Raw genomic sequence first — 15844 nt, 5'->3', positions numbered from 1 at the left:
AGTTGAAACCGAAATTGCATAATGCGCCTTTTTTCAATTCATCAACATTCAATAACAAATACGCCCCAATGAAGGGGCGTATTTGTTAAAACTAACGAGATTAGTCGTCGCCACGCAACATGCTGAGTAGGCGTAGAAATGAATAGTACATCCACACCAAAGTTGCTAGTAGCGCAATACCACACAGCCATTCCATCGCTTTCGGAGCGTGTTGAGCCGCAGCACTTTCAATCAAATCAAAATCTAGAATTAAGTTCAGTGATGCAATCACTGCAACAAAAGCGGCAAAACCTAGACCTAATAAGTTGTTTTCAAATAAAAATGGAATACTTGAACCAAAAGCCAAACGCATGACCATTTGCACCACAAACACAATCGCGATGGCAATTGATGCTGACATCACTACAGATTTGAATTTTTCAGTGGCACGAATAATTTGAAAACGATACAAACCAAACATCACTAAAGTGGTGACAAAAGTTGCCAACAGCGCTTGTAAAGGTACACCCGGATATTTCAATTGGAAAATGACCGACACCCCACCTAAAAAAGCACCTTCAAACAAGGCATATGGAATGGCAAGGGTACGTGCGGTATTTGGTTTAAAAGTTGCAATCAGGCCTAAAATTAGACCACCAATCGCACCGACTAAGGTTGCAGCATAGGCTAGCGAAATATTTAAGGTCATGAAACAGTAGAAAAACAGTGCCATACCGACCACAGCTGCAATCACTGTAAGTAATACAGACTTCTGAATAGCACCTTGAACAGTCATTGGTTGACTATAGTCCGCATGTGTTTCCACGCGGTTCAAAATAGGGTTATTACTTTGCATAACTCAACTCTTTGTTATAATTTAATTAATTTACTTTATCATAAAGCTTGTTTTAAACTTGTATAGCAAAAAAGTGTTTCTTTTTTCTACACCAACACCCTCAGCTCTATTCTATTCGATTTCAATAAAAAAGAGGCTAGCGCCTCTTTCTTTACTACTTATTTATTCATAATAAAAAAGTATTCACGATAATACTTCAGTTCCGCAATCGAATCACGAATGTCATCCATCGCTAAGTGTGAAGCATTCTTTTTCAAGCCACTCATAATTTCTGGACGCCAGCGTTTAGCCAACTCTTTTACCGAAGACACATCTAAATTACGATAATGGAAATATTGTTCCATTTCAGGCATTAAACGGTGTAAAAAACGGCGGTCTTGGCAAATTGAATTGCCACACATTGGTGAGCTTTTTGGATTGACCCATTTTTTTAGAAATTCTAAAGTTTGCTGCTCCGCATCTTGCGCAGTCAATTTACTGCGACGTACACGTTCAATTAAGCCTGATTGACCATGTTGGCGAGTGTTCCACTCATCCATTGCATTCAGCACGCGGTCTGGCTGATGTACAGCAAGCACAGGCCCTTCAGCTAAAATATTTAAGTTATCATCCGTCACAATTGTAGCAACTTCAATAATTTGGTCATTATCAGTATCGAGACCTGTCATTTCAAGGTCAATCCAAATCAAACGCGTATCAGCGGTGCTGCTCATAAATGTGCAATCTTATTCGGCTTAAAAACGATGATAGTAGCAAATTAATTGCTTCGATGCTGTAACTGATACCCTGCTTCGTGCTATTTTTGCCATCTTGAATTCATGGTTTTTTAGGATATGAATGGCTTTAATTCGTAAACGTCGTTTAACTGAACAGCAACAACGTCGCATTCAGAAACAACAGCAAACACGTCAAGAAGATATCGACACTTCAAATGATTTAGAAGGCTTGGTGGTACAACACTACGGCCGTCAGCTTGAAGTGCAAGCCCTTACGACTCCAGACCCACATCCCATCAAACCAACGGTACAAGCAGGCGAACCTGAACCGTTTTGGAAACCGATTGAACTCGGCAGTATTTGGCGCTGTCATACACGCACCAACCTCGAACTACTGGTCACAGGTGATCGTGTCAAATGGCAAGCCGACCCAAATACGGGGCTCGGGATCATCAATGCCATACAGCCACGTCAGTCGCTACTGACTCGTCCAGACCGTTACCATAAAGTAAAACCTGTCGCTGCCAATATCAGCCTGATTGTGATTGTGTTTGCGCCACTGCCTGAGCCTGCACCAGGTCTGATTGACCGTTATTTGGTGGCCTGTGCCGATGCCAACATTCCAGCACTTTTGGTACTGAACAAAACCGATTTGCTCAAAGACAATGACCCGATTTTAGCGTTGATTGCGGAATATCAAACCTTAGGCTATGAAGTGATGCAAACCCAAGCCGATGGTGATTTAACCGCACTGACCCAGCGTTTAAAAAATGAAACCGTGGCTTTAGTTGGCCAGTCTGGGGTAGGTAAAAGCACACTGATTAATGCCATCGTGCCAGACGCTGCACAGAAAACCAATGTGATTTCTGAAAACTCAGCCTTAGGGCAGCACACCACGACCTCTACCCGTTTGATTGGTTTTGGCGAAGGCGCCTCGCTGATTGACTCACCGGGAATTCGTGAGTTTGGTTTATGGCATTTAGATACCGACAAAGTGCAACGTGGCTTTCCTGAAATTGAAAACTTATTGGGCTACTGTCAGTTCCGTAACTGTACCCATAAACATGAAAAACAATGCGCTTTACGCTTAGCTGCGGCAAATGGTGAAATTTTAACGCGCCGTTTAGACAGCTATTTACGTCTGATTGATGAAATTGCTGAAGCTCAGCAAAAAAATTAATTTTTATTCAACCTTAGCCCTTGAAGCGGTGATTTTGATCACCATATTTTATGAGCTATACTCTCTAGCAATTTTTGAATTGTAATTTAGGTGACTTGTGGAACGTTGGTTCGAGTTTATGGGGAATCACCCCTTCTTATTTGGAACACTTGCGGTACTGGTTGTTTTGTTTTTCGTACTTGAAGGACAACGCAATGGTCGCAAAATTTCACCACAATCTTTAGGTATTTTAGTGAAAGCTAAAAATGCCATGTTGATTGACTTACGTGATGCCAAAGATTTCCGTGAAGGTCATATTAGTGGAAGTCGCAACATTCCCTACAGCCAAATTACAAAACATGCTGAAGAGTTAAAAGCTGCAGATCGTCCACTCGTGTTCATCTGTAACTTAGGCCAAGTGGCAGGTACTGCTTTACAACAAGTTGCACATACTGACAGCTATCGTTTAGATGGCGGGATTAGCAACTGGAAGGCTCAAGGCTTACCACTGGTTAAAGCTAAATAATTCGCACAAGGAGAAACTCATGGCTCAAGTCACTATTTACTCAACGACTGTATGTCCATATTGCGTTCGCGCAAAGCAGCTCCTTGAGCGTAAAGGCGTTGAATATAAAGAAATTAATTTATCTAAAGAAGCGCCAGAAGTCCGCATTGAATTGATGCAACGCACCAATCACCGTACGGTTCCACAAATTTTTATTGATGACCAATTTATTGGTGGTTTTGATCAGCTTTATGCTTTAGAGCGTGAAGGCAAACTCGACCAACTATTGGCATAATTAGCTCAGCATATTAAGGATTAGAAAATGAGTGAAGCTCAACCACAACTTGCTTTAGAACGTATTTACACAAAAGATATTTCTTTTGAAGTTCCTGGGGCGCAAGTTTTTACCAAAGAATGGCAACCAGAGTTAAACATTAACTTGTCATCTTCTGCTGAAAAAGTTGATCCAACTCACTACGAAGTTTCACTTAAAGTGGTTGTACAAGCAAACAATGCAGGTGACACGGCGTTTATTGTCGATGTTACTCAAGCAGGTATTTTCCTTGTAGATGGTGTTGAAGAAGAACGTCTTCCGTACATCTTAGGTGCATATTGCCCGAACATCTTGTTCCCGTTCCTTCGTGAAGCGGTGAATGATATGGTGACTAAAGGCAGTTTCCCACAATTGTTACTTACACCAATTAACTTTGATGCTGAGTTCGAAGCAAATATGCAGCGTGCTCAAGCAGCAGCTGTTGAAGGTCAAGCTTAAAACTTTAAGCCCTTCAAACATAAAAAAGACCGCTTTTGCGGTCTTTTTTATCCATTGGAGCGTAAAACCTCGGGGGTTTAGCCCGAGGATATAAGCGAGTGGCGTAAGCCATTAATGCGGTGTTTGCTGTTGTTGAATATATTGTTTAACAATTCCAATTGGCGCACCGCCACATGAAGCAGCGAAGTAACTATAGTCAAACTACTTTATTATTCATACAAGATTCGAAAAAAACTCGAAATAACTCATCGACTGAGTCGATCAACCATTCTTTACGCTTACGTTTAACCCATGCCCACATCTGTTCTATAGGATTTAAATCAGGGCTGTATGCAGGAAGCCAAAGAATTTTATGCCCTTGTTGTTCCAATAACTCCTGAATATCTGCTCTTTTATGAAATGCTGCATTATCCATAACCACTACACTATTTTCTGGTAATGCTGGTATGAGGAATTGCTCAATCCAAAAATGAAAAACATCTGAATTGATTTTGCAGTCAAATAAACCGACTGAAAATAACTTACCCTCATGGATTGCTCCAATGGCATTGGTCTGATTCTTTAATTGCCAATTATATTGCCCTAAACAGGGTACTCCTTTTCGTGAGTAGCCATGAGGTCTATAATCATGTGACTTAAAACCACTTTCATCCAGATAAATAATCGGATGGTTTTTTTCTAATTCATTCACTTGCAGAATAAATTTATCCCTAAGCTTTGTATCTGCTTTAGGATGGCTTAACGTCTTTTTTTAACTGTAATATTTAAGCGCTTTAATGCAGCACCAATAGATGAAACACCACAATTAAAACGTGCAGCACGTTCATATTGATAAGCATCAGGATACTTTTCAACATCTTCACGTAAAGCATCATCGTTAATTTTAGAAGGTTTACGTACACGAGTTTTTTTAATCTCTATACGTTTCTTCCATTCAACAATGGTATTTTTATTAATTTCAAATTGTGCAGCTACCGCTCGAATAGAATAACCTTCCTCAAGCTTAGCTAAAATTTTACGTCTAAAATGTTCTGAATAACTCATTGCACCATTGTATTGGTTTTATAATGATTTGACTATAGGCGACCACAAAGCACTGCCCCATAGCTTGTTTTTAATTTCAGGGTGTTTGGTTCTTACAATGCGACTTGAAGCACCCTTTAAACTATTCACTAAGCTAGAAATTGCTATTTTAGGTGGATAATTCACAAGCAAATGAACATGATCGTGTTCACCATCAAACTCTACCAACTCGGCTTCAAAGTCTAAGCAGATACGCTCAAACACTTCACGCATTGTTTCAAGCATTGCTTTGGTAAAAACATCTCTACGGTATTTAGCCACAAAGACTAAATGTACATGCATATTAAAAACACAGTGGCGACCTGTTCTAATCTCTTGACTATTGCTCATAGACCAAATATATTTTAATCATGAAAACACTTAAATTACGCATAAAAGACAAACATTACAAGGTACTAGACCAACTCGCATTGGAAGTAAATTTTGTTTGGAATTATGTGAATGATTTAGGATTTAAACATCTAAAAAGAAAAGGTGAATTTCTTTCAGCTTACGATATTGCTAAATACACGAAAGGCACATCTAAAGAATGCAATCTGCATAGTCAAACTGTTCAAGCGATAACAGAAGAATTGGTTACTCGAAGAAAGCAGTTTAAAAAAGCAAAGCTAAAATGGCGGGTGAGTAATAAGAAGTCTGCAAGACGTTCTTTGGGTTGGATACCCTTCAAAAAGGTTGCAATCAAATATGCTGATGGCTACGTGCAGTATGGCAAGCATCAATTCAAGCTATGGGATAGCTATGGACTATCAAAATACAACGTCAAAACAGGCTCATTTGTAGAAGACAGTCGTGGACGTTGGTATGTTTGTTTAGTTGTTGATAAGACAAAACAAGTTAAATCAAAGGGTAATACCTCAATCGGTATAGATTTGGGCTTAAAAGACCTTGCAACCTGTTCAGATGGCGTAAAGCTCAAAGCCCCTCAAATCTATCGGCAATACGAACAAAAACTTGGCATTGCTCAACGTGCTAGAAATAAAAAGCGTGTTAAAGCGATTCATGCCAAGATTAGAAACATACGTCAAAATACGCTACATCAATTCAGTCATAAATTGGTGAATAAACATGCAGCCATCTTCGTTGGTAATGTGAATGCAAAGGCATTAGCACGGACTAAACTAGCGAAGTCTGTATTAGATGCAAGTTGGACAACACTTAGAACCATGCTCAAGTATAAATGCGAGAACGCAAGTGTATGGTATAAAGAAGTCAATGAAGCCTATACCACCCAAACTTGTTCGAGCTGTGGCTCACGCTGTAGTAGTCCGAAAGGTAGAACGGGACTTGGAATAAGAGAATGGCAGTGTATGGAATGCGGTACATTCCATGATAGGGATATAAATTCCGCACTGAATATTCTTGCGCTCGGACATGAGCGTCTAGCAGTAGGAATCCCCGTCCTTTAGGTCGCGGAGGATGTCAATGTACTGAATTATTTAAATGCTTTATGGCCTTGCTGCTTAATGGCCTCAAACTTGGCTGAACTTTGTTTAGCTTCCGCAAGTTTCCCAGCATGTACCAAATGCTGAGCATGTTCAATTTCTTGGGTTAATGCATCAAACTTTTGTTCATATTGTTTCAATTTAACACTGTCTTTTGGTTGTTTCACCAAAGTGTCAGGTTTGTTTTGCTTAGCAGTTTCCGCAGCTTTTTGCATTTCAGTTAATGCGGTATTCGCCTCTGCGGCAGTCTTGGCTTGAGCAAAAGCTTTTGAGTTTTTCGCCAAAGATTTCATCGCACTTTCTAGCACTTCCGACGCTTGTGCAAGTCCTGCCAAACATAAACCACTGCTCAACAGCACAACCTTTAATAATGTTTTCATTCTTATTCCTGTGAGTTTGCAAAAAAATGCAGCCTAAGGCTGCATTGAATATCGCAAAATTGAAGACCGATGTAAATTAAAAATCATCATCACTTTCAGGGTCTCGATGTAAAGCATCGTGAATCGCTTCAACCAACTGTAAAGCAATTTCTTGTTTCGACGCTTTTTCCAAATCGCGCTTTTCCATTTTATAGCTTTCTGCAAAAAAGACCGTCATCGCATTTTCATCAGAAGCAAAACCAATATCAGGACGTGACACATCATTACAGGCAATCATATCGAGCTTTTTCGCGACCAATTTACCTGCGGCATATTCCTCGACATTACGTGTTTCTGCTGCGAAACCCACCATGAACGGGCGTTTATCTTGCTGTGCAATAGTCGCCACAATATCAGGGTTTTTAATTAAAGAAACATTGAGCTCGTCCCCTGCTTTCTTAATCTTATGCTCTGCGACTTCTGCAACACGATAGTCCGCAACAGCCGCCGTCGCAATAAACACATCACAGCCTTCATCTAACATTTGCATGCTGGTATCCAGCATTTTCATGGCAGATGAAACATTGATTCGGCGTACACCATTCGGTGTGTCTAAGCTGACAGGACCTGCAATTAAAGTCACTTTGGCTCCTGCCGCATAACATGCAGCTGCAATGGCAAAGCCCATTTTCCCTGTACTGTGATTGGAAATATAACGCACAGGATCAATCGCTTCACGCGTTGGCCCAGCAGTAATGGTGACTTTTTTACCCGCCAGCATCCCAAATTTTTCAGCCATGGCACGCTGCGCTTTATGGAAGTATTCTGTCACTTGATGTGCCAAATCCTCAGGCTCAGGCATACGGCCTAACCCGACATCACCACAAGCTTGCGCACCTGCATCTGGCATGATTACATGCATGCCATCTTCTACCAAAGTCGCTAAATTACGCTGCGTCGCTTTTGCTGCCCACATTTGTTGGTTCATGGCTGGTGCGACCCATACAGGGGCTTTGGTGGCTAAATATAAAGTAGAAAGCAAGTCATCGGCTAAACCCGCAGCAAACTTTGCAATGGTGTTGCAACTGGCAGGCGCAACCAAAAGCAGGTCTGCCCAACGTGCCAGCTCAATATGCCCCATGCCCGCTTCGGCTTCAGGGTCGAGAAGTTCTGTATGGACGGGGTTGCCCGACAAAGCTTGAAAAGTTAGCGGCGTAATAAAAGCCTGTGCACCTTCGGTCATCACCACACGGACTTGAAAACCCGCATCTTTTAAACGGCGAACCAAAATGGCACTTTTATAGGCAGCAATACCACCCGTAACAGCTAAAAGGATATTTTTATTTGGAATTACACTGAGATCAAAGCTCACGAACAGGCTACCTTTCTGTTGCAGTGGCGCTCACAATAGCATTAAATAGTCCCGTACCCAATCATCGATTGAGCCCTGTTTCTCAAATTAAGAATAAAAAAACCTGAGTTCGATGAAATCCACTTAACCTTTTAGCATATTTTGGAAAGTTGGCTTATTGGGGTTCAAACAATAAGCCACTACAGCAGCCATGATATTCACCATGAAGTTATTTACCGAACGATGACGTGAATGTTCAAGTTGATGTAAATTTTTTAATTGATCATTCACTGTTTCGATCAATCCTCTTCTGCAAAGTAATTGTTTTTCTTCTTCAGTTTGGATGGGTTTATTTTTCATATTCCGACGTGATGGGGTCAATATTTTCAGTCCTCTTGCTGCTAAAGCTTCGGCTTTTGCTTTGCTCAAATAGCCTTTGTCTCCGAGTAGGATCCCTTTTAATTCTTGAGTTAAAGATTCTAATATAGCAACATCATGAACATTTCCCGATGTCAGCTTGAGATTAATAATTTCACCTAAATTATTGATAACGAGATGTAATTTAAAACCATAAAACCAACCCGTACTACTTTTTCCACGACCGGCCAAGCCTTTAAATACACGATGCCTTTTAATCCGAAGATTATGGCAAACTACCAATTTAGTGGAGTCAATGATACTGATTCCCGTATCTTTTCCTTTCACCTGATGGAAGAAACTACTCAGAGCTTGCAAACAACGGGGCATGATTTCAATAAATCGGTTGTAGCTAAGCAGTTTAGGAAAAGCAGATTTCCAGTATGGAACGATCATTTGGCAATAAAAATATTTGAAGAATCTAAAGCCGGATTGATGAAATAAAATGACAATGGTCATTGCTTCAGACAAGCTTAAAGCTGACTTTTTCAACCTGGTTTTTTGATTAGAAATTAAAGCTTTCTCTAAAGATTCATTAAATATTTTCTCTGTACACGACAAATTTCACAGAACCCTTATCCTATCAGGATTCTGCCTTCTTAAAATTGCCAAAATTTCCTTAAACTCTTCTTTTTTCCCAAAACCAATTAAACGCTGAATCGCCATTTGAACATAGTCTAAACCATAGCGAAATAAACTCATTGAGAGTCGTCCATGCTTCTTTATTTTTATCGCTTTTTTTTGATCATGTTGCCATTCACCCGTTAAGTAACACCAACAGAAGCTTATAGCTAACACCGCAATCAATTTTTTCACTCGTCTAGGGTCTGTCAAGCGCGTATTTTCAAGATTAAACCCGCGTCCTTTGAGACAACTGAATAAGGTTTCAATTTCCCAGCGTAATGCATAATCCTGAATAGCATTGGCATTAAACTGAGGAGAAACGACGAGTAAAAGCTCTCCATTTTCTAACTGTAGTGCACTTATATATAGTTTCACCCGACCAACCAAAATCCGTCGTTTACGACATTCAATTTGACCAACTTTAAGATGGCGAAATAAATCACTAATTTTATGATTCTTTCCTAAATGATTGGTGACAATGAAGTTTTTTTAACACGAATGCAGAAGTTGATGTCTTGTTCAATTAACCATGTAAACCACTGCTCACCGATAAACTCTCTGTCTGCGAACACATTCACAATACGGTCTTTACCAAAAATGGATATAAAGCGTTGAATCAAAGCAATACGCTCTCTCGTATCTGAATTTCCACGTTTATTAAGCAATCTGCAAACGATAGGTATCGCTATTCCACGATAAACGATCGCAAGCATCAGGATATTAATATTTCGTTTTCCCCATTTCCAATTGGTTCTATCTAAAGTCAGTTGCACTTTGTCGAATGAAAACATATTGAAAATCAACTGAGAAATTTGACGATAATCAAAATACTGACCTGCAAAGAAGCGCTGCATACGTCGATAAAATGATTGTGGTAAGCACTTGATGGGCAAGGCTTTAGATGCAGAAGAAAGATTGCATGTTTGCTTTAAAATGATCGCAAGCATGATGAGCGCAAAGCACTTTAAATGTGAGTTGTTCCATTTTAAAGATTTGTTTAAAATAAGATATAACTCATTGGGATGCGTCATAGTATTGGTCGTTAGAAAACAATTATTGTGACCATTATTTCAATGAGTTATCTATTTTTGTCGTGTACAAAGAAATATTTTGCAGAAATCATCCAAAATACAAAATAATTCGGTAATATGATCCATTGAGAAGCCTTGTTTTATAACATTTTGTCTTGAGAACCAATATGTTACAAAAACAGGGCTTTTTTTCTACTCTTTTTTTATATCGAACTCAGGTTAAAAAAGTACTCTGTACACGACAAATTTCATAGAGCCCTTGTCCTATCAGGCTTTTTCTTTCTTAAAATTGCTAGCACTTTCTTAAATTCTTCTTTTTTTCCAAAACCAATCAAACGTAGAATAGCCATTTGAACATAGTCCAAACCGTAGCGAAATAAACTTACTGAAAGTCGTCCATGCTTCTTTATTTTTATCGCTTTTTTTCGATCATGTTGCCATTCACCTGTTAAATAGCACCAACAGAAACCGATAGCTAGCACTGCTATCAATTTCTTGACTCGTCTAGGGTCTGTTAAACGAGTATTTTCAAGATTGAATCCACGTCCTTTGAGACAACTAAATAAGGTTTCGATTTCCCAGCGTAATGCATAATCACGAATAGCAGAAGCATTAAACATAGGAGAAACAACAAGTAAAAGTTCTCCATCTTCTAATCGTAGCGCACTAATATACAGTTTTACTCGACCAACCCAAATACGTCGTTTACGACATTCAGTTTGACCAACTTGAAGATGACGAAATAAATCACTAATTTTATGATTCTTGGCTAAGTGATTGGTCACAATAAAGTTTTTTTAACACGTATACAGAAGTTAATGTCATTTTCAATTAACCATGTAAACCATTTCTCACCGATAAATTCTCTGTCTGCGAACACATTCACAATACGGTCTTTACCAAAAATAGAGATAAAGCGTTGAATCAAAGCAATACGCTCTTTTGTATCTGAGTTTCCCCGTTTATTGAGCAATATCCAAACTATAGGTATGGCTATTCCACGATAGACGATGGCTAACATCAAGATATTGATATCTCGTTTCCCCCATTTCCAGTTGGTTCTATCCAAAGTTAATTGGACTTTATCGAATAAAAATATATTGAAAATTAACTGAGAAATTTGACGATAATCGAAATACTGACCTGCAAAGAAGCGTTGTATACGTCGATAAAATGATTGTGGTAAGCACTTGATGGGTAAGGCTTTAGATGCAGAAGAAAGATTACATGTCTGTTTTACAATTAATGCAAGCATAATCAGTGTAAAACATTTTACATGTGACTTGTTCCACTTTAGATATTTGTTTAAGATGAGATATAGCTCATTGAAATGTGCCATCATATTCGTCGTCAGAAAACAAGTATTATGCCATTATTTTAATGAGTTATATTTTTTTTCGTGTACAAAGAAAAAAGTATAAAATAATGCACTTATCCATAAAAAAATGGCCTGAACAAGAACGGCCACGTGAACGCTTATTACAACAAGGGCCAGCCAGCCTCTCCGATGCAGAACTGTTGGCCATTTTCATCCGTTCGGGTTCAACGCAACATTCTGCGGTCGAATTGGCACGTCTTTTGTTGCAACATTTTGGTAGTCTGAATGCGGTTTTCGACGCTGAACTGCCCGAGCTCAGCCAATTTCACGGCATTGGCCCGACCAAGTATTCACAATTAATGGCCGTCAAAGAACTGGGGCGACGCTACAGTAGCCAGCAGCTCAAGCAACACAAGTTGGAGCTCAATCATTCAGCTCAACTGCTCAATTTTTTACAGTATGAGTTTTCAGGCGAAAACCAAGAGGTCTTTGCAGTGCTTTGCTTGGATGCACATTTAAGAAAAATAAACTTTAAAAAATTGTTCTTTGGTGCAGTCAATTCTTGTGAAATATCGATCAATCTATTGCTCCGTTACTGTATTGCTCAACACGCCACTTTCATGGTGATTGCCCATAACCATCCACTTGGGAAAGCTCATCCCTCCGCGGCGGACATCGAACTGACAGAGCGTATTCTTCAAGCCAGTCAGCTCGTGGATATTCAACTGATTGATCATTTCATCTTATCGCCCGAAGGTGCTTTTTCTTTTGCTGAACACGGCCTGATCCAATCCGTTTAAATATGCAGACAAATGATTGACAAATACCGCGACAAATATGAAGATCAAGCAAAATTTTAAAAGAATTCTAATCACATGATTGTGCGTGATCAGCCCAGTATTTTTAAGGTGCTTTTTTCATGGCGTGGCACCATTCTTCCCAAAGTTTTACCCCCTTTGGGTGTGGTCATGTTGGTCTCTGCCATTATTGGCATTTTGTCCTATGTCGGCTATTTCCACTTCCCTGAACTGCCCTTGGTCGGCTTCACCCTCATTGGGGTGGTACTTTCTATTTTCCTCGGCTTTAAAAATAGTGCCTGCTATGACCGTTGGTGGGAAGCGCGGAAGTTATGGGGCATTTTAATTGCCAACTCGCGTCACTTTGACCGTGACTGTCGTATCTTAACCCAAGGTCGTCGTGAACGTGTAATTCAACATGTCATTGTATTTGCCAATGTCTTACGCGACCGTTTACGCCATCAAACGGCCAATCCAACAGAACTGGTAGAAACCAGTGGCTTAAGTCAAAATGCACTGACTCAGCTGTATCAACAAGCCAATGCCCCGCAGTATACGCTCAGTCTGATTCAGTGGGAGTTGATGCAGGCATTAAAAGAAGGTGAAATTAGTGATATTGTCTATGCGCAGCTGAATCAGCACGTTGCTGACTTGAGTGTAGTGCAAACCGGTTGTGACCGTATTGCGACAACACCACTACCTTTTGCCTACTCGGTATTACTCAATCGTACAGTGTATTTTTTCTGTCTCATTTTACCGTTTAGCTTGGGTTCAACCTTGGGTATTTTCACCCCACTATTGGTTGGTGTATTGGCCTATACTTTCTTAGGACTCGATGCTTTGAGTTCGGAAATTGAAGAGCCTTTCGGAACGCAAAGTAATGACTTGCCGCTGGACTCGATGGTGCGTACCATCGAAATTGAACTGCTTGGGACTTTAGGTAAACCGACCCCACCACCCATTCAAGCACAAGACAATAATCTACTCTAATCGAACTCACGCTGACCTTCTCTTAGGCTAGATAGCTCTTGGAGAAGGTGGGAATGGTCAAAAATCTTTAGACAAAACTTTCCCAAATTCCCACTTGCCCGTCTTTAACTCTGGGAATATTGCCCAACTTAATCCACGGCATATTGTCACCATGAAAGTCACTCCCGACCGATACTTTTAAACCATGCTCGGCAATCATCCGGTCCACCATTTGACGGGTAGATGTTGGTTCAACATTGGGCGGCAATTCAACCGCATCCCCACCAAACTGCGCAAATATTTCAATCAGATAACGAATGTTCGTAGCAGATAAGTCATACCGTGTCGGATGCGCCAATACGGCAAAACCACCACTGGCATGAATCACTTGAATGGTTTCTTCTAAGCCCAGCCCATCAAATTTCACGTAGGCTTTCTTACCTTCCTTAATATATTTATCAAACGCTTGTTGCGCACGACTCACATACTTTTTTTCAACCAAAGTCTTGGCAATATGCGTTCGAGTCACACGGTCAGGCATCTGTTCAACTTTCGCTAAAACATCGAGATAAATATCTTCACCAATCAATGGAATCAACAAATCACAGATTTGCTTAGCACGTCGCGCACGGATTTGTTTTTGCTGTTCAAGGCATTTTTGCAGTGGTTCTAAGTCTTGCATATTCAATGCAACCACATGCACACCATAGTTTTTCTGGGTTGAGGGTCTCGACCACTGGCTCGAAATTTCTACACCCGAAATAATACGCATCGCATGCGACTTTGCAGCCAACTCTGCCAGCGCAAGACCATCCATGGTGTCATGGTCTGTCAAAGCCAAGGTGTGGATGCCTTTTTCCGCGGCAGCATCAACCAATTGCTTCGGTGTGAAAGTACCATCAGAAATATTGCTGTGAGTATGTAAATCTACGCCTTCCATCACTTATACTAGCTATTTATTTGAACAGATTTAGATACTCTAACATGAAAGCACTTTTAGACTTTGTGCCGCTGATAATTTTCTTTTATTTATATAAAACTGTAGACCCTAAAAATACTGATCACCCATTGCTCCAATTGATTGGTTCTGCTGGGGGTGTCGATAATAATAATATTCTTGTAGCGACCACAGGTTTGATTATTTCGATGCTGGTGGTTTACGGCGCACTGTTCTTCATGCAAAAGTTCCGTTTAGACAAACAACAATGGATTGTGTTGTTTATGACGGTTATTTTCGGCGGTGTCACCTTAATGCTGTCGGATGACTTTTACATCAAACTCAAAGCAGCCTTACTGAACATTATTTTCTCAGGTGCTTTCTTACTTTCTCCTTATTTTGGCAAAGAACGTAAACCGCTGATCAAACGCTTGTTCGGCCCAATCTTCAATTTAACCGACGCAGGTTGGATAAATTTAAACTTTGCATGGGCTGCTATGTTTGCCCTCATGTCTTTTTTACACGTATTTTTCGCATTTTTATTTATGGACGGAAAATATTGGGGAGAATTCACAGCTTTTGGTGACATGATCGTGATGTTTTCCTTTATCATTATTCAGTTTATTGTATTGCGTAAATACTTTAAATCTTCTGAAGAGTAATTTAGCCAGAACATACATCGAGAACTCTTATGCCGCTATTCGTCGTCACATGTACCGATCAAGAAGGTACAGTCGAAAAACGTCTTGCTACACGTCCAGAACATCTTGCTCGTTTACAAAAGCTCAATGATGAAGGTCGTTTAATTGTTGCAGGAGCGATGCCGAAAGATCCAAGCAATCCGCAAGCAGGTTTTTACGGTAGTACAATCATTGTTGACTTTGAATCACGTGAAGCACTCGATGTCTGGTTACAGGAAGAGCCATTCTTAAAAGCAGGGGTTTATCGTCAGATTGATGTTAAACCATTTAATAAAGCATTCCCTCAAGGATAAGGTCATGCGCGTTGTTGTCACAAGCTTATTGGGCTTATCTCTTCTTTCTTCTATGGCGTGGGCCGTTGAAACTGCTCCTGCCCCGAGTGTAGCCTCTGCTGTACCAGCAACGACTGCCGCACCTGTTCAAGTGCAAGGTAGTACAACTCAACCGAAAATCATTCCTGCGGTGGCCACAGTTAGCCCAACAGGTCAACCGCAAGAAGCCAAACCACTCACCGCTGAACAACTGGCTAAGAACAAAGCATTGCAAGATGCCAAGGTCAAAGCATTAGTCAAAGACCAAGCTTCACGTCTTGCACAATTGGAAAAAGCCAATCTCGATGCTTTGGCGCAAAACCAAGAGCTACAACTTAAAAATGATAGCCTCGGTGTACAAGTTCAAGTCTTACAAAGCGAACGCAGTGCGCAAATGTTCCTCTACGGCGCAGCAACCATCGCTGTTGGTGTATTACTGGGCTTCTTAATTGCCAGTTACGTTTATACCAAACGTCGTCGTCAGTGGTAAGCTAAGCCCTATTGAAAACAATAG

20 protein-coding genes and 2 pseudogenes are annotated in these 15844 nt (G+C 40.3%); 10 read left to right on the top strand and 12 right to left on the bottom strand.

The window, feature by feature from the left end:
- Nucleotides 1-100: 100 nt before the first annotated feature.
- On the bottom strand, nt 101-835 hold the full coding sequence (locus tag AC4CUZ_RS06210; protein WP_010327547.1) for a Bax inhibitor-1/YccA family protein: 735 nt from the start codon (nt 833-835) through the stop codon (nt 101-103).
- A 158-nt stretch (nt 836-993) separates the two neighbouring features.
- Nucleotides 994-1548 carry an oligoribonuclease gene (gene orn, locus AC4CUZ_RS06205; protein WP_004697635.1) on the bottom strand — a complete coding sequence of 185 codons (555 nt, stop codon included), beginning with the start codon at nt 1546-1548 and terminating at the stop codon, nt 994-996.
- A gap of 124 nt (nt 1549-1672) precedes the next feature.
- On the opposite strand from orn, the gene rsgA reads away from it, so the two are divergent.
- The 4 genes from rsgA (at nt 1673) to secB (ending at nt 3987) form a co-directional block, all read left to right on the top strand.
- Nucleotides 1673-2731: a ribosome small subunit-dependent GTPase A gene (gene rsgA / locus AC4CUZ_RS06200; RefSeq protein ID WP_178928290.1), complete on the top strand. Its 1059-nt coding sequence runs from the start codon at nt 1673-1675 to the stop codon at nt 2729-2731.
- A gap of 97 nt (nt 2732-2828) precedes the next feature.
- Nucleotides 2829-3236 (top strand): rhodanese-like domain-containing protein, encoded by a 408-nt coding sequence (locus tag AC4CUZ_RS06195; protein ID WP_004697633.1) that lies wholly within the window; start codon nt 2829-2831, stop codon nt 3234-3236.
- Between the two features lie 19 nt (nt 3237-3255).
- Entirely contained in the window at nt 3256-3510 is a 255-nt protein-coding gene (gene grxC / locus AC4CUZ_RS06190) for a glutaredoxin 3 (RefSeq protein WP_004697632.1), read from the top strand.
- Between the two features lie 27 nt (nt 3511-3537).
- On the top strand, nt 3538-3987 hold the full coding sequence (gene secB / locus AC4CUZ_RS06185) for a protein-export chaperone SecB (RefSeq protein WP_004697631.1): 450 nt from the start codon (nt 3538-3540) through the stop codon (nt 3985-3987).
- A gap of 111 nt (nt 3988-4098) precedes the next feature.
- On the opposite strand, the pseudogene AC4CUZ_RS06180 reads toward secB, so the two are convergent.
- The 4 genes and pseudogenes from AC4CUZ_RS06180 to tnpA all read right to left on the bottom strand — a co-directional run.
- A pseudogene (locus tag AC4CUZ_RS06180) lies at nt 4099-4179 on the bottom strand (IS200/IS605 family transposase); the annotation flags it as partial.
- 4 nt (nt 4180-4183) lie between these two features.
- Complete coding sequence (locus AC4CUZ_RS06175) at nt 4184-4678, bottom strand: IS630 family transposase (protein WP_490747384.1); 495 nt, start codon at nt 4676-4678, stop codon at nt 4184-4186.
- Between the two features lie 47 nt (nt 4679-4725).
- Complete coding sequence (locus AC4CUZ_RS06170; RefSeq protein ID WP_000122230.1) at nt 4726-5031, bottom strand: IS630 transposase-related protein; 306 nt, start codon at nt 5029-5031, stop codon at nt 4726-4728.
- A gap of 36 nt (nt 5032-5067) precedes the next feature.
- Nucleotides 5068-5400 (bottom strand): annotated as a pseudogene (gene tnpA / locus AC4CUZ_RS06165) (IS200/IS605 family transposase); the annotation flags it as partial.
- Between the two features lie 20 nt (nt 5401-5420).
- Between tnpA and AC4CUZ_RS06160 the strand changes: the two are divergent.
- Nucleotides 5421-6479 (top strand): RNA-guided endonuclease InsQ/TnpB family protein, encoded by a 1059-nt coding sequence (locus AC4CUZ_RS06160; protein ID WP_058951462.1) that lies wholly within the window; start codon nt 5421-5423, stop codon nt 6477-6479.
- A gap of 26 nt (nt 6480-6505) precedes the next feature.
- Here the strand turns inward: AC4CUZ_RS06160 and AC4CUZ_RS06155 are convergent, their stop codons facing one another.
- From AC4CUZ_RS06155 to AC4CUZ_RS06135, 5 genes are all read right to left on the bottom strand, one after another.
- Nucleotides 6506-6895 (bottom strand): cytochrome b562, encoded by a 390-nt coding sequence (locus AC4CUZ_RS06155; protein ID WP_490747383.1) that lies wholly within the window; start codon nt 6893-6895, stop codon nt 6506-6508.
- A gap of 76 nt (nt 6896-6971) precedes the next feature.
- Nucleotides 6972-8246 (bottom strand): bifunctional phosphopantothenoylcysteine decarboxylase/phosphopantothenate--cysteine ligase CoaBC, encoded by a 1275-nt coding sequence (coaBC, locus tag AC4CUZ_RS06150; RefSeq protein ID WP_317113136.1) that lies wholly within the window; start codon nt 8244-8246, stop codon nt 6972-6974.
- Nucleotides 8247-8369: 123 nt separating this feature from the next.
- Entirely contained in the window at nt 8370-9203 is an 834-nt protein-coding gene (locus tag AC4CUZ_RS06145; protein ID WP_490747382.1) for an IS982 family transposase, read from the bottom strand.
- Nucleotides 9204-9206: 3 nt separating this feature from the next.
- A protein-coding gene (locus AC4CUZ_RS06140; RefSeq protein ID WP_490747381.1) for an IS4 family transposase occupies nt 9207-10297 on the bottom strand; the annotation gives its coding sequence in 2 pieces (ribosomal slippage) (nt 9207-9757 and nt 9757-10297; 1092 coding nt in all).
- A 248-nt stretch (nt 10298-10545) separates the two neighbouring features.
- Nucleotides 10546-11636, bottom strand: a protein-coding gene (locus AC4CUZ_RS06135) for an IS4-like element ISAba33 family transposase (protein WP_490748051.1) whose coding sequence is annotated in 2 segments (ribosomal slippage) — nt 10546-11096 and nt 11096-11636 — 1092 coding nt in all. Because the reading frame shifts where the segments join, the coding sequence is not laid out codon by codon here.
- A gap of 86 nt (nt 11637-11722) precedes the next feature.
- Here AC4CUZ_RS06135 and radC point away from each other — a divergent pair.
- Together radC and AC4CUZ_RS06125 are read left to right on the top strand one after the other, a co-directional pair.
- Entirely contained in the window at nt 11723-12415 is a 693-nt protein-coding gene (radC, locus tag AC4CUZ_RS06130; protein WP_279045057.1) for a RadC family protein, read from the top strand.
- Nucleotides 12416-12490: 75 nt separating this feature from the next.
- Nucleotides 12491-13402 (top strand): bestrophin family protein, encoded by a 912-nt coding sequence (locus tag AC4CUZ_RS06125; protein ID WP_004983451.1) that lies wholly within the window; start codon nt 12491-12493, stop codon nt 13400-13402.
- 67 nt (nt 13403-13469) lie between these two features.
- Here AC4CUZ_RS06125 and AC4CUZ_RS06120 read toward each other — a convergent pair whose 3' ends face one another.
- On the bottom strand, nt 13470-14321 hold the full coding sequence (locus AC4CUZ_RS06120) for a PHP domain-containing protein (RefSeq protein WP_114837575.1): 852 nt from the start codon (nt 14319-14321) through the stop codon (nt 13470-13472).
- A gap of 44 nt (nt 14322-14365) precedes the next feature.
- Between AC4CUZ_RS06120 and AC4CUZ_RS06115 the strand changes: the two genes are divergently transcribed.
- From AC4CUZ_RS06115 to AC4CUZ_RS06105, 3 genes are read left to right on the top strand one after another with little or no spacing between them, the layout of a single operon-like run.
- Nucleotides 14366-14980: a septation protein IspZ gene (locus AC4CUZ_RS06115; RefSeq protein WP_058870322.1), complete on the top strand. Its 615-nt coding sequence runs from the start codon at nt 14366-14368 to the stop codon at nt 14978-14980.
- Between the two features lie 29 nt (nt 14981-15009).
- Nucleotides 15010-15312, top strand: a complete 303-nt coding sequence (locus AC4CUZ_RS06110; RefSeq protein ID WP_094148281.1) for a YciI family protein — start codon at nt 15010-15012, stop codon at nt 15310-15312.
- 4 nt (nt 15313-15316) lie between these two features.
- Nucleotides 15317-15820 carry an SH3 domain-containing protein gene (locus AC4CUZ_RS06105; protein WP_148825464.1) on the top strand — a complete coding sequence of 168 codons (504 nt, stop codon included), beginning with the start codon at nt 15317-15319 and terminating at the stop codon, nt 15818-15820.
- Nucleotides 15821-15844: the final 24 nt, after the last annotated feature.

It is taken from the genome of Acinetobacter sp. 789_lipA (assembly GCF_058242845.1).
The sequence above is the reverse complement of the archived record's forward strand: the minus strand, read 5'-3'. Positions and strand labels throughout refer to the sequence as shown.